This is a genomic window from Streptomyces telluris (assembly GCF_024519335.1).
Lineage (GTDB): Bacteria > Actinomycetota > Actinomycetes > Streptomycetales > Streptomycetaceae > Streptomyces > Streptomyces telluris.
On sequence record NZ_JANIID010000034.1, the window covers coordinates 1 to 14,037 of the forward strand.

The 14,037-nt window shown below is 73.9% G+C and carries 11 protein-coding genes; 8 read left to right on the forward strand and 3 right to left on the reverse strand.

Annotated features, from left to right (window positions below):
- From NQU55_RS29000 to NQU55_RS29010, 3 genes are all read right to left on the reverse strand, one after another.
- Positions 1-1,249, reverse strand: a 1,249-nt coding sequence (locus tag NQU55_RS29000; protein WP_256791466.1) for a DUF58 domain-containing protein, incomplete at its 3' end; no start/stop codon positions are given.
- Entirely contained in the window at positions 1,249-2,295 is a 1,047-nt protein-coding gene (locus NQU55_RS29005) for an AAA family ATPase (protein ID WP_168090805.1), read from the reverse strand. The genes NQU55_RS29000 and NQU55_RS29005, both read right to left, overlap by 1 nt.
- A 156-nt stretch (positions 2,296-2,451) precedes the next feature.
- Complete coding sequence (locus NQU55_RS29010; protein WP_058044818.1) at positions 2,452-3,003, reverse strand: beta-class carbonic anhydrase; 552 nt, start codon at positions 3,001-3,003, stop codon at positions 2,452-2,454.
- 431 nt (positions 3,004-3,434) lie between these two features.
- Between NQU55_RS29010 and rsmH the strand changes: the two genes are divergently transcribed.
- From rsmH to ftsW, 8 genes are all read left to right on the forward strand, one after another.
- Positions 3,435-4,394, forward strand: coding sequence for a 16S rRNA (cytosine(1402)-N(4))-methyltransferase RsmH (gene rsmH / locus NQU55_RS29015; protein ID WP_168090806.1), 960 nt, complete (start codon positions 3,435-3,437; stop codon positions 4,392-4,394).
- Entirely contained in the window at positions 4,391-4,855 is a 465-nt protein-coding gene (gene ftsL, locus NQU55_RS29020; protein WP_168090807.1) for a cell division protein FtsL, read from the forward strand. Before rsmH ends, ftsL begins: the two co-directional genes overlap by 4 nt.
- A 4-nt stretch (positions 4,856-4,859) precedes the next feature.
- Positions 4,860-6,803 (forward strand): peptidoglycan D,D-transpeptidase FtsI family protein, encoded by a 1,944-nt coding sequence (locus NQU55_RS29025; RefSeq protein WP_168090808.1) that lies wholly within the window; start codon positions 4,860-4,862, stop codon positions 6,801-6,803.
- A 14-nt stretch (positions 6,804-6,817) separates the two neighbouring features.
- Complete coding sequence (locus NQU55_RS29030) at positions 6,818-8,512, forward strand: UDP-N-acetylmuramoyl-L-alanyl-D-glutamate--2,6-diaminopimelate ligase (protein WP_168090809.1); 1,695 nt, start codon at positions 6,818-6,820, stop codon at positions 8,510-8,512.
- A 65-nt stretch (positions 8,513-8,577) separates the two neighbouring features.
- On the forward strand, positions 8,578-9,999 hold the full coding sequence (locus NQU55_RS29035) for a UDP-N-acetylmuramoyl-tripeptide--D-alanyl-D-alanine ligase (protein WP_058044822.1): 1,422 nt from the start codon (positions 8,578-8,580) through the stop codon (positions 9,997-9,999).
- Positions 9,999-11,063, forward strand: a complete 1,065-nt coding sequence (mraY, locus tag NQU55_RS29040) for a phospho-N-acetylmuramoyl-pentapeptide-transferase (protein ID WP_168090810.1) — start codon at positions 9,999-10,001, stop codon at positions 11,061-11,063. Before NQU55_RS29035 ends, mraY begins: the two co-directional genes overlap by 1 nt.
- Positions 11,045-12,514, forward strand: a complete 1,470-nt coding sequence (murD, locus tag NQU55_RS29045; protein WP_168090811.1) for a UDP-N-acetylmuramoyl-L-alanine--D-glutamate ligase — start codon at positions 11,045-11,047, stop codon at positions 12,512-12,514. The genes mraY and murD overlap by 19 nt, the downstream gene beginning before the upstream one ends.
- A gap of 116 nt (positions 12,515-12,630) precedes the next feature.
- The gene (ftsW, locus tag NQU55_RS29050) at positions 12,631-14,034 is read left to right on the forward strand and encodes a putative lipid II flippase FtsW (protein WP_168090812.1); all 1,404 of its coding nucleotides are present in this window, start codon (positions 12,631-12,633) and stop codon (positions 14,032-14,034) included.
- The last annotated feature ends 3 nt before the right edge of the window (positions 14,035-14,037 follow it).

Sequence of the window (14,037 nt, forward strand, 5' to 3'; positions counted from 1 at the left end):
CGGCGCGCAGCATCTGCAGCCGTGGCTCGGCCGCGGCGTGGGCCCGTGGGTCCCCCCGCCAGGCGGCCGGATCGAGGACGAAGCCGACGGCGGTGCCGCCGCGCCCGCGCATCCGGGCCGCCAGAGCGGCCTGCTGCTCGTCGAGGCCGCCGAGGAACGCCACGAGCAGCCCGCCCTCGCCGCGCAGGGCGCCGAGGGCGGGGGAGAGGCAGGTGCCCTCCGAGTGCTCCACGGCCGCGAGGCTCTCCAGCAGCAGGCCCGCCGTGTCCGCGGATTCGCCGGGGAGTCCCGCGAGCTCGCCGGGGGCGCCCGGGCCGGGGATCGCGGCCCCGGTGTCGGTGAGCAGCCGCACGGAGAAGCCGCGCCCCAGCAGGTGCAGCGCGGCGGAGGCGGCCGCCGAGACGGCCCACTCGAAGGACGAGCCGGGGCCCCTGCCCTCGTGGGCGGTGCGGCGCGTGTCCAGCAGCACCGTGCAGCGGGCGCGGCGGGGCTGCTCCTCGCGGCGCACCATGAGCTCGCCGTGGCGCGCGGTGGAGCGCCAGTGCACGCGGCGCAGGTCGTCCCCGTGGCGGTAGCCGCGGGGGATGACGTCGTCCTCGCCGGCCAGGGCGGGGGAGCGCCGCAGGCCGTCTCCGTGGCCCGCGCCCGGGCCGCCCAGGCGCACCGGGGGCAGCGGCTCGGTGTGCGGCACGACCGTCAGGGTGTCGTACGCGCTGAAGCCGCGGGTCAGCTCGCACATGCCGAAGGGGTCCGTCAGCCGCAGCTGCAGCGGGCCGAGCGGATAGCGGCCGCGCAGATCGGAGCGGACGCGGTAGGAGACCTCGCGCCGGCCGCCGGGCTCGATCCGGTCGAGGACGAAGCGCGGGCGCGAGCCCAGGACGTAGGGCACCCGGTCCTGGAGCATCAGCAGGCCGGTGGGCAGCCGGGAGACGCTGTCGATCCGCAGCTGGACGCGGGCCTCGGCGCCGGCGGGGACCCGGGACGGCGTCAGGCGGCGGCTGCCCGCGACGCGGTGGCGGGTGCGGTGCAGCACGGCAACGCAGAGCAGAGGCAGCACGGCCAGTAACAGCCCGACCCGCAGCAGATCGGCCTGGCCGAGCACGTAGGAACAGGAGGCGGCCGCGATGCCGGCCGCGAGGAAGGAGCGGCCGCGGGTGGTCAGCCCGCCCAGCGCCGCCCACAGGCTGCCGCCCGCCGCGGACGGACCGCCGCCCTCCCGTCCGGGATCCGCGCCGTCCCCCGCGCCCATCACAGCCTCCGGGCCTGCCGCCAGGCAGCCTGCGCCGACGGGTCGGGCACGGGGGTGCGCCGGAGGAGGTCGAGGACGGCCTGCTCGGCGGTGCGCCCGCCCAGCTGGGCCTGGGGCGTGGGCAGCAGCCGGTGGGCGAGGACGGGGACGGCCAGCGCCTGGACGTCGTCGGGCAGGACGAACTCGCGGCCCGCGAGGGCGGCCGCCGCCCTGGCCGCGCGCACCAGGTGGAGCGTCGCCCGGGGGGAGGCCCCGAGTCTGAGCTCGGGGTGGTGCCGGGTGGCGGTCACGAGATCCACGGCGTAGCGCCGGACGGAGTCGGCCACGTGCACCGAGCGGACCGCTTCGACGAGCTTGACGACCTCGTGGGCGTGGGCGACCGGCTGCAGGTCCTCCAGCGGGGAGACCTGGCGGGAGCCGTCGTGCACGTCCAGCATGCGCAGCTCGGCCTCGGGGCTGGGATAGCCCATGGAGACCCGGGCCATGAAGCGGTCGCGCTGGGCCTCGGGCAGCGGGTAGGTGCCCTCCATCTCGACGGGATTCTGCGTGGCCACCACCATGAAGGGGCTCGGCAGCTCGTAGGTGTGCCCGTCGACGGTGACCTGGCGCTCCTCCATGGACTCCAGCAGCGCCGACTGGGTCTTGGGCGAGGCGCGGTTGATCTCGTCGCCGATGACGATCTGGGCGAAGACCGCGCCGGGCTTGAACTCGAAGTCGCGTCGCTGCTGGTCGAAGACGCTCACGCCCGTGATGTCCGAGGGGAGGAGGTCGGGCGTGAACTGGATGCGGCGCACCGAGCAGTCGACGGAGCGCGCCAGGGCCTTGGCGAGCATCGTCTTGCCGACGCCCGGCACGTCCTCGATGAGGAGGTGCCCCTCGGCCAGGAGCACCGTCAGCGCGAGCCGCACGACCTCCGGCTTGCCCTCGATCACGCCCTCCACCGCCCGGCGGATCCGCTCCGCGGTGGTGGTCGGGTCTCCCCCTACGCTCGGCTCCGCCCGCGTGGGGGGACCCCCAAGGCTCCCCGGCTCGCCATAGGTCGTCACCCGGCCCTCCTCGGCCCGTCCTGCGGGCTTGCGGTCCGCTGGTCGCGAACCGGCCCGCCCCCGAATACGGACGCCGCGCCCCGCTCGTCACACGAGGGCGGCGTCCTCTCCGCATTCTGGCCGCCCGCGCGGCGCCGCGTCACCGCCTGTGGACAATCAGTGCTGCGGGTCGATCTCGCGCAGCAGACCCGTCGTCACATCGAAGATGAAGCCACGGACGTCGTCGGTGTGGGGCAGGAACGGCGAGGTCCGTACGCGCTGCATGGACTGCCGGACATCCTGCTCCAGGTCCTTGAACGCCTCCACCGCCCACGCCGGGCGCTGCCCGACCTCGGCCTCGATCTCGTGGCGGAAGTCCTCGGTCAGGGTCAGCAGACCGCAGCCGGTGTGGTGGATGAGGACGACGGAGCGGGTGCCGAGCGCGCGCTGGCTGATGGTCAGCGAGCGGATGATGTCGTCGGTGACGACGCCGCCCGCGTTGCGGATGGTGTGGCAGTCGCCGAGCTGCAGGCCCAGCGCCGCGTGCAGGTCGAGCCGGGCGTCCATGCAGGCGACGACGGCGACCTTCAGGACGGGGCGTGCGTCCATGCCCGGATCGGAGAAGTGGGAGGCGTATTCGGTGTTGGCCTGAACCAGACGGTCCGTGACCGTCGGCTGTCGGGCGCTGTCGGAGCTCTGGGGCGCCGGCTGGGACGCGGATATCGACATGTGAACGACGGTAGTCGGCGCAGCGCCCCCAGGCCCGTTACGCCCGCCACAAAATCCCGCCAGCAGGGGCCTCTGTGAGGTAAGCCACAGGGGTTGCGGGCCTGCGGCCGTCCGGGTGAACGGAATGCTTCCCCGCATTTGTGCCGGTGGGCACCCTTCGCCGCGCCCGTCCCGGGACGCGCTGGCCGGTTGATTGACCGGGGGGACGAGTGGACTAAAGTGACGCGAAGTGGGAGGCCCGATGCTCCCCCTGGACACCGAAGAAACCCGCATGCGCGCGACGCGGACGTACCCCTCGGCCTCCTCCCGCTCCCCGGTCGTCCGGCGCCCCTTCCCCGGTGCCGGGCAGGCCGCTTCCCCTTGGAGCGGGTGGGGACCCGGGGATACGGACGCTTGCGCGCGTCCCGGGTACCCCTAACTCAGAAGGGCGCATGAGCAGCAACGCGCGACACGTCCCCGTCATGCTCCAGCGCTGCCTGGACATGCTCGCTCCCGCTCTCACCGAGCCCGGCGCCGTCGTCGTCGACTGCACCCTGGGCGCCGGCGGGCACAGCGAGGCGCTGCTCAAGACCTTCCCCGAGGCCCGGCTCGTCGCCCTCGACCGCGACCCCACCGCCCTCGACCTCGCGGGCGCGCGCCTCGCCCCCTTCGGCGAGCGCGCCACCCTGGTGCGCGCCGTCTACCACGAGCTGCCCGAGGTGCTGGAGCGGCTCGGCATCCCCAGGGTCCAGGGCGTCCTCTTCGACCTGGGCGTCTCCTCCATGCAGCTGGACGAGGCCGACCGCGGCTTCGCCTACGCGCAGGACGCCCCGCTGGACATGCGCATGGACCAGACGACGGGCATCAGCGCGGCCGAGGTCCTCAACACGTACGCCCCCGGCGACCTGGTGCGCATCCTGCGCGCCTACGGCGAGGAGAAGCAGGCCCGCAGGATCGTCGAGGCCGTCGTCCGCGAGCGCGCCAAGGAGCCCTTCACCAACAGCGCCCGCCTCGTCGACGTCATCCGCGAGGCCCTGCCGCAGGCCGCCAAGCGGCACGGCGGCAACCCCGCCAAGCGCACCTTCCAGGCCCTGCGCATCGAGGTCAACGCCGAGCTGGCCAGCGTCGAGGCGGCCATCCCCGCCGCCGTCGCCGCGCTCGCCGTCGGCGGCCGCATCGCCGTGCTGTCCTACCAGTCCCTGGAGGACCGCATCGTCAAGCAGGTCTTCGCGGCCGGCGCCGCCACCACCGCGCCCCCCGGCCTGCCCGTCGTCCCCGAGCGCTACCAGCCCCGCCTGAAGCTCCTCACCCGCGGCGCCGAACTGCCCACCGAGGAAGAGGTCGCCGAGAACCGCAGGGCCGCCCCCGCCCGGCTGCGCGGCGCCGAACGCATCCGCGAGGACATCCGGTGACCCCGGCCGCCCGCCGGGGCACCCGGCTGGGCCGCCTGGTGGGTCCCGTCGGGGCCAAGCGCACCCCCTTCGTCCTCCTCGTGGTGGTGCTGCTCGGCTCCGGCCTGATCTCGCTCCTCCTGCTGAACTCCGCCCTCAACCAGGGCTCCTTCGAACTCTCCCGCCTCCAGCGCAAGACCACCGAGCTCACCGACGAGCAGCAGGCCCTCCAGCAGGAGGTCGACCAGCTCGCCGCCCCGGACGCCCTGGAGCGCCGCGCCCGCGAGCTCGGCATGGTCCCCGGCGGCAACCCCGCCTTCCTCAGCCCCGACGGCACCGTCCGCGGCCTGCCGTCCCCCGCCGCCGGCCCGGCGGCCTACCGCGCGCCCGCGCCGGCCGCCCCCGCGCCCCCGCCGGCCCCCGTGCCGGCCCTGATGCCCGCCCCCACCGCAGTGCCGACCACCCCGACCACCGGCAGGTGACGCTGTGCCGCAGAACCCCGGGGGCCGGCCCCCCAGGCAGTCCGGGCCCGCCCGCCGCCGCGTCCCCGAGCCCGCCCGCCCCCAGGCCCGCCCCCGCCCGGCGCGCCTGAAGGCCGCCGGGGACCGGCCCCTGAAGCTCGGCAGCCCCCGGCCGCGGCTGCGCCTGGTCGGCTTCGGGCTCACGCTCGTCCTGCTCGTCTTCACCGTCCGGCTGCTGCAGGTGCAGGCCTTCGACGCGAGCGCCTACGCGGCCCGCGCCAACGTCAACCGGTACATCCCGGTCACCCTCGCCGCGGAGCGCGGCACCATCACCGACCGCTCCGGCATCGACCTGGCCACCACCGTCGACGCCTACGACATCACCGCCGCGCCCGACCTGCTGACCCCCGAGCGGATCAAGGCCGAGGGCGCTGCCCGGCAGGCGGCCGCCCTGCTCGCGCCCGTCCTCGGCGAGCGCCCCTCGGTGCTGGAGCAGAAGCTCACCGCCAACCCCAAGTCGAAGTACGTCGTCCTCGCCCGCCGGCAGACCCCCAAGGTCTGGAACCGGATCAAGGAGCTGAAGAAGGCGTCCGCCGCCAGGGCGCAGCGCAAGGAGGGCGCAGACGTCCTCGCCGGGGTCAACAGAGAACCGCACAGCAAGCGCGTCTACCCCAACGGCGGCCTCGCGGCCGGGATACTGGGCTTCGTGAACGCGGAGGGCCGCGGGGGCGGCGGTATCGAGGCGCAGTACGACCGCGTCCTCGCGGGCCAGGACGGCAAGCTCGTCTACGCCCAGTCCGGCGGCCGCCAGGTGCCCACCGGGGACGTCAAGGAGCAGCCCGCCGTGCCCGGCTCGGACATCGAGCTGACCATCGACCGGGACATCCAGTGGGCCGCCCAGAGCGCCATCACCCGGCAGGTGCAGGAGTCCGGGGCCGACCGCGGCTACGCCGTCGTCCAGGACAACCGCACCGGCGAGATCCTGGCCATGGCCAACGCCCCCGGCTACGACCCGAACGACCTCGCCCACGCCGACAGCGCCGCCCTAGGCAACGCCGCCCTGCAGGACGCCTACGAGCCCGGCAGCGTCAGCAAGGTGATGACCATGGCCGCCGTCCTGGAGGAGGGCGCGGCCGGCCCCGGGACCCACGTCGAGGTGCCCAACCGGCTGCCGCGCGCCGACCGCTCCTTCGCCGACGACGTCGACCACCCGACCTGGCACCTGACCCTCAACGGCGTCCTCGCCAAGTCCAGCAACATCGGCACCATCCTCGCCGCCGAGCAGCTCGGCAAGGACCAGGGCCGGGCCAACCAGGTCCTCTACTCCTACCTGCGGAAGTTCGGCATCGGCGAGCCCACCGGCCTCGGCTTCCCGGGCGAGACGCCCGGCATCCTCGCCCAGCCGGCCAAGTGGCAGGGCTCCCGGCAGTACACCATCCCGTTCGGCCAGGGCCTGTCCCTGAACGCCGTCCAGGCGGCCTCCGTCTACTCCACGATCGCCAACGGCGGGGAGCGCATCCGCCCCACCCTCGTCCGCGGCACCAAGGGCCCCGACGGCCGCTTCACCCCCGCGCCCGTCCCCGAGCGCACCCGGGTGATCGGCGAACGCACCGCCCGGGAGCTCGCCACGATGCTGGAGTCCGTCGTCGACGACCGCGAGGGCACCGGCACCAAGGCCAAGATCCCCGGCTACCGCGTCGCGGGGAAGACCGGCACGTCCAACCGGGTGGACCCGCGCACCGGCCGCTACCACGGCTACACCGCCTCCTTCGCCGGCTTCGCCCCCGCCGACCAGCCGCGCGTCACCGTCTACTGCGCCATCCAGAACCCCACCAAGGGCAGTTACTTCGGCGGCCAGATCTGCGGACCCGTCTACAAGCAGGTGATGGAGTTCGCCCTGAAGACCCTGCAGGTACCCCCCTCCGGCACCCAGCCGCCCCGGCTGCCGGTGAGCTACGACGACCAGTGAGCCCGGGGCCGGCCGTGACGACCATCACTCCCGATCCGGGGAACCGCGGCCCGGGGCGCCCCTCGCTTCGCGACGGGGCGGGTGCGCCCGGTACGCTCACCGCCGTGCCACACGCTGATCAGTCCCACACCAGCCCCCAGGGCGCCCCCGCCGTTCCCGCGGGTGCGCCCCGTCCCACCCATGTCCGCCCCGCGCCCCTGGCGGAGCTGGCCGGTCAGCTGGGCATCCCCGCGCCGCAGGGCTCCGGGGCCGCCGTCACCGGCATCACCCACGACTCACGGGCCGTGCGGCCGGGCGACGTCTACGCCGCCCTGCCCGGCGCCCGCTTCCACGGCGCCGACTTCGCGGCCCAGGCCGCCGGCCTCGGCGCCGTCGCCGTGCTGACCGACCCCGCGGGCACCGAGCGCGCCGCGGCCACCGGGCTGCCCGTGCTCACCGTGGCCGACCCGCGCGCCGTCATGGGCGAGCTGGCCGCCACGATCTACGGCCGGCCGGGTGAGGAACTGCTCCAGATCGGCATCACGGGCACCTCCGGCAAGACCACCACCGCGTACCTCATCGAGGGCGGCCTGCGGGCGGCCGGGGCGATGACGGGCCTGATCGGCACCGTCGAGTCCCGCATCGGCGACGAGCGGATCAAGTCCGAACGCACCACCCCCGAGGCCACGGACCTGCAGGCGCTCTTCGCCGTCATGCGCGAGCGCGGCGTCGGCTCGGTGGCCATGGAGGTCTCCAGCCACGCCCTGCGCCTGGGCCGCGTCGACGGCTGCGTCTTCGACGTCGCGGTCTTCAACAACCTCAGCCCGGAGCACATGGAGTTCCACTCCGGCATGGAGGACTACTTCCAGGCCAAGGCGGAGCTCTTCACCAAGGGCCGCAGCCGCGCCGGCGTGGTCAACCTCGACGACGAGTACGGCCGCAGGCTCGCCGCCGGCGAGTCCGAGGTGCCCGTCACCACCTTCTCCGCCGAGGGCCACCCGGACGCCGACTGGCGCGCGGACGGCGTAGAGATCGGCCCGTTCGACTCGGTCTTCACGATCCTCGGCCCGCAGGGCGAGCGCGTCCGGGCCAGGGCGCCGCTCGCCGGCCCGTTCAACGTCGCCAACACCCTGGCGGCCGTCGTGGCCCTCGTCGCGGCCGGGATCGACCCGCAGACCGCCGCGGACGGCGTCGCCGCCGTGCCGGGCGTGCCCGGCCGCCTGGAGCGCGTCGACGCCGGCCAGCCCTACCTGGCCGTGGTCGACTACGCGCACAAGACGGACGCCGTCGAATCGGTTCTCCGCGCGCTGCGCAAGGTCTGCACCGGCCGCATCCACGCCGTCCTCGGCTGCGGCGGCGACCGCGACACCACCAAGCGCGCCCCCATGGGCGCGGCCCTCGCCCGGCTCGCCGACACCGCCGTGCTGACCTCCGACAACCCCCGCTCCGAGGACCCGCTCGCGATCCTCGCCGCCATGCTCACGGGCGCCGCCGAGGTGCCCGTCCACGAGCGCGGCACCGTCCTGCTGCTGGAGGACCGGGCCGACGCGATCGCCGCGGCGGTCGCCCGGGCCGGGGCCGACGACATCGTCCTGATCCTCGGCAAGGGCCACGAGCAGGGCCAGGACATCAACGGCGTCGTCCGCCCCTTCGACGACCGCCAGGTGCTGCGCGAGGCCGTCGAAGCCGCGCTGCGCTCGTTGACCACGCACCGGAACGACCAGGGATGACAGACCGCCATGCGCGCACAACCCTCCCCCCGGAAGCTCTCCCGAACGGCCGGAGGTAAATCTCAGTGATCGCTCTGTCCCTCGCCGAGATCGCCGCCATCGTCGGCGGGCAGCAGCACGACATACCGGACCCCGGCCGCATGGCCGAAGGCCCGGTCGTGCGCGACTCCCGCGACGTACGGCCCGGCAGCCTCTTCGCCGCCATCGCCGGTGAGCGCGTCGACGGCCACGACTTCGCCGAGCGCGCCGTCGCCGACGGCGCCGTGGCCGTCCTGGCCACCCGACCCGTCGGCGTCCCCGCCATCGTCGTCCCGGACGTCGTGGCCGCCCTCGGCGCCCTCGCCCGCGCCGTCGTGGACAAGCTCGGCACCGACGTGGTGGCCCTGACCGGCTCCGCCGGCAAGACCAGCACCAAGGACCTGATCGCCCAGCTGCTGCAGCGGCTCGGCCCCACCGTGTGGACCCCCGGCTCCCTCAACAACGAGATCGGGCTGCCCCTGACGGCCCTGACCGCCGGTCCCGAGACCCGCACCCTCGTCCTGGAGATGGGCGCCCGCGGCATCGGCCACATCCGCTACCTCACCGAGCTGACCCCGCCGCGCATCGGCGTCGTCCTCAACGTCGGCACCGCCCACGTCGGCGAGTTCGGCGGCCGCGAGCAGATCGCCGTGGCCAAGGGCGAGCTCGTCGAGGCGCTGCCCCCGGCGGACGCCGGCGGCGTCGCCGTGCTCAACGCCGACGACCCCCTGGTGCGCGCCATGAGCGACCGCACCAAGGCCCGCACGGTCCTCTTCGGCGAGGCCGCCGACGCCCACGTGCGCGCCGAGGACGTCCGCCTCACCGCGACCGGACAGCCCTCCTTCACGCTTCACACACCCACCGGGTGCGCCGCCGTGACCATGCGGCTGTACGGTGAGCACCACGTGTCGAACGCGCTCGCCGCCGCCGCCGTCGCCCATGAGCTGGGCATGCCCGTGACAGAGATCGCCACTGCGCTCTCCGAGGCCGGCCAGCTCTCCCGCTGGCGGATGGAGGTCACCGAGCGCGCGGACGGCGTGACGATCGTCAACGACGCCTACAACGCCAACCCCGAGTCCATGAGAGCCGCGCTGCGCGCGCTGGCCGCCATGGGCGCCGCCGCCACGGCGAAGGGGGCCCGCACGTGGGCGGTGCTCGGTCGGATGGCCGAGCTCGGCGAGGAGTCACTCGCCGAGCACGACGCGGTCGGACGGCTCGCCGTCCGGCTCAATGTCGGCAAGCTCGTGGCAGTCGGGGGCAGGGAAGCGGCCTGGCTGCAGATGGGCGCCTATAACGAGGGTTCGTGGGGTGAGGAGTCGGTGCACGTGTCCGACGCGCAGGCGGCGGTCGACCTGTTGCGCAGCGAGCTGCGCCCGGGTGACGTCGTGCTGGTGAAGGCGTCCAGGTCGGTGGGGCTGGAGCGGGTGGCGGAGCAGCTGCTCGCCGTCGACGGTGAGGTCGCCGGCTGATGAACCAGATCCTCTTCGCGGGTGTCATCGGTCTCTTCCTGACCCTCATCGGCACCCCGCTGCTGATCAAGTTCCTCGCCCGCAAGGGCTACGGCCAGTTCATCCGCGACGACGGCCCGCGCGGCCACGCCGGGAAGAAGGGCACGCCCACCATGGGTGGCATCGCCTTCATCCTGGCCACGCTGATCGCCTACGCGCTGACGAAGGTCATCACCAGCCACGAGCCGACCTTCTCCGGTCTGCTGGTGCTGTTCCTGACGGCGGGCATGGGCCTCGTCGGCTTCCTCGACGACTACATCAAGATCGTCAAGCAGCGGAGCCTGGGCCTGCGGGCCAAGGCGAAGATGGCCGGCCAGCTGATCGTCGGCATCGCCTTCGCGGTCCTGGCCCTGCAGTTCGCGGACACCCGCGGGCAGACCCCGGCCTCCACCCGGCTCTCCTTCACCCAGGACTTCGGCTGGTCCGTCGGCCCGGTCATCTTCGTGGTGTGGGCGCTGTTCATGATCCTCGCGATGTCGAACGGCGTGAACCTCACCGACGGCCTCGACGGCCTGGCCACCGGCGCCTCCGTGATGGTCTTCGGCGCCTACGTCTTCATCGGCACCTGGCAGCACGGCCAGTCCTGCGGCAACCCGCTGACCGCCGGCTCCGGCTGTTACGAGGTACGCGATCCACTCGACCTCGCCGTCGTCGCCTCGGCCCTGATGGGCTCCTGCTTCGGCTTCCTGTGGTGGAACACCTCGCCCGCCAAGATCTTCATGGGCGACACCGGCTCGCTGGCCCTCGGCGGCGCCCTCGCGGGCCTCGCGATCTGCTCGCGCACCGAGCTGCTGCTCGCCCTCCTGGGCGGCCTCTTCGTGCTGATCACCCTGTCGGTGATCATCCAGGTGGGTTCGTTCCGGCTCACCGGGAAGCGAGTCTTCCGGATGGCCCCGCTCCAGCACCACTTCGAACTCAAGGGGTGGAGCGAAGTCCTCGTGGTGGTCCGCTTCTGGATCATCCAGGGCCTGTGCGTGGCCATCGGCCTCGGAATCTTCTACGCGGGATGGCTGGCCATCAAGTGACGCACCCCTCCGCCTCCGCCGCCTGGAGCGGCAAGAACATCACCGTCGCCGGCCTCGGCGTGAGCGGCATCAGCGCCGCCCGCGCCCTGGCCGGCCTCGGCGCCCGGGTGACCGTCGTCGACGGCGGCGACGGCCCGAAGCTGCGTGAGCGCGCCGCGGCCGTCGAGGCCGAGGGCATCGCCGTCCGCCTCGGCGACGCGGAGACCCTGCCCGAGGGCACGGAGCTCGTCGTCACCTCCCCCGGCTGGAAGCCGTCGAGCCCGCTGTTCGCGGCCGCCGCCGAGGCCGGCGTGGAGGTCGTGGGCGACGTGGAGATCGCCTGGCGCCTGCGGGGCGAGAGCGGCCGCAAGCCGGCCGCCTGGCTCGCGGTCACCGGCACCAACGGCAAGACCACCACGGTCCAGATGCTCGCCTCGATCCTGGAGGCCGCGGGCCTGCGCACGCGGGCCGTCGGCAACATCGGCACGCCGATCATCGACGTGGTGCTGGGCGAGGAGGAGTACGACGTCCTCGCCGTCGAGCTCTCCAGCTACCAGCTCCACTGGGCGCCGTCCGTCCGCGCCCACTCCGCGGCCGTCCTGAACCTCGCCCCCGACCACCTCGACTGGCACGGCTCCATGCGGGAGTACGCCGCCGACAAGGGCCGGATCTACGAGGGCAACCAGGTCGCCTGCGTCTACAACGCCGCCGACCCCGCCACCGAGCACCTGGTCCGCCAGGCCGACGTCGAGGAGGGCTGCCGCGCGATCGGCTTCACCCTCGGCGCCCCCGGCCCGTCCATGCTCGGCGTGGTCGAGGGCATCCTCGTGGACCGGGCCTTCGTGGCGGACCGGCAGACGACCGCGCAGGAGCTCGCCGAGGTCTCCGACGTGAAGCCCGCGGCCCCGCACAACGTCGCCAACGCCCTCGCGGCCGCGGCCCTCGCCCGGGCCTTCGGCGTCGAGCCCGCGGCCGTGCGGGAGGGCCTGCGCGCCTTCCGGCCGGACGCCCACCGCATCGCCCATGTCGCGGACGTCGCCGGCGTCGCGTACGTGGACGACTCCAAGGCCACGAACACCCACGCCGCCGAGGCGTCCCTCGCGGCCTACGAGTCGATCGTGTGGATCGCCGGCGGGCTCGCCAAGGGCGCCACCTTCGACAGCCTCGTCACCAAGGCCGCCAAGCGGCTGCGCGGCGTCGTCCTCATCGGGGCCGACCGGGCCCTGATCGCGGAAGCGCTGGCGCGACACGCCCCGGATGTGCCGGTGGTCGACCTCGACCGGACCGACACTGGGGCGATGGCCGCGGCGGTGCGGGAAGCCGCACGGCTCGCCGGGCCGGGGGACACCGTGCTCATGGCCCCGGCCTGCGCCTCGATGGACATGTTCACCGACTACAACAAGCGCGGCGAGGCCTTCGCCGAGGCGGTCCGGGACCTGGCCGGCCAGGAGCCCGGCGGCGCAGGCGCCTAGCGGCACGGCTCCTTGTGACGGCCGGGGGGTCTCTCAGCCCTGAGAGACCCCCCCGGCCGGTCCCGACGGAACGGTGCAGCCGTACGCCGCCGGAGACCAGCGAAGGGGACACCCGGATGCACGCGGACGACACCCTGAGGCCGTCCGGCCCTTGGACGGCCCTGCGCGGCCCCGTCGCACGCTCCGGACCCGCACGGACGGCCCGTCCGCGCCCGGCAGCGGGCCGTGGAGGCGGCGCGGGCCGCGGCGGGCCCGGCGGCCCCGGACCGGGCCGCGGGAGCCTGCTGGGCGGCCTCAGGCAGCTGCACAGGCGCGCCAAGCGCGCCTGGGACCGCCCCCTGACCGCGTACTACCTGGTGATGGGCGGCTCCCTGCTGATCACCGTGCTCGGCCTCGTCATGGTCTACTCGGCCTCCCAGATCAAGGCCCTGCAGAACGGCCTGCCGCCCACCTTCTTCTTCCGCAAGCAGCTGCTGGCCGCCGCGATCGGCGCCGTCATGCTGCTCCTGGCCGCGCGCATGCCCGTGCGCCTGCTGCGCGTCTTCGCCTACCCCGCGCTCGCCGGCTCGCTCTTCCTGCTCTGCCTGGTGCAGGTGCCGGGCATCGGCGAGACCATCAACGGCAACACCAACTGGATCTCCCTCGGCGGCCCGTTCCAGCTCCAGCCGAGCGAGTTCGCCAAGCTCGCGCTGGTCCTGTGGGGCGCCGACCTGCTGGCCCGCAAGCAGTCCAAGAAGCTGCTCACCCAGTGGAAGCACCTGCTGGTGCCGCTGGTGCCCGTCACCTTCGTGCTGCTCGGCCTGATCATGCTGGGCGGCGACATGGGCACCACCGTGGTGCTCACCACGGTGCTGCTCGGGCTGCTGTGGGTCGCCGGGGCGCCGACGCGGCTGTTCGCCGGGGTCTTCGGCGTCACCGCCGTGCTCGCCGTCCTGTTCATCAAGACCAGCGCCAACCGGATGTCCCGGCTGGCCTGCATCGGGGCCACCGACCCCGGCAACCACGACCAGTGCTGGCAGGCCGTGCACGGAATCTACGCCCTGGCCAACGGCGGCTGGTTCGGTGCCGGACTGGGGGCGAGCGTGGAGAAATGGGGCGAACTCCCCGAACCTCACACCGACTTCATCTTCGCCATCACGGGCGAGGAGCTGGGCCTGGCGGGGACGCTGTCGGTGCTCGCCCTCTTCGCGGCTCTAGGCTATGCGGGTATCCGCGTGGCCGGACGCACGGAGGACCCCTTCGTGAGGTACGCCGCGGGAGGTGTGACCACCTGGATCACGGCCCAGGCCGTGGTCAACATCGGTGCGGTGCTCGGCCTGCTGCCGATCGCCGGTGTCCCCCTGCCGCTGTTCTCCTACGGAGGGTCCGCCCTGCTGCCGACCATGTTCGCCATCGGGCTGCTGATCGCCTTCGCGCGCGACGAACCCGGTGCACGGGCGGCGCTGGCCATGCGGCAGCCTGGGGTGAGATGGAAGACGATGAGACGGCGCGTCAAGAAGCGACCGTCCGGAGAGCGGTGAATT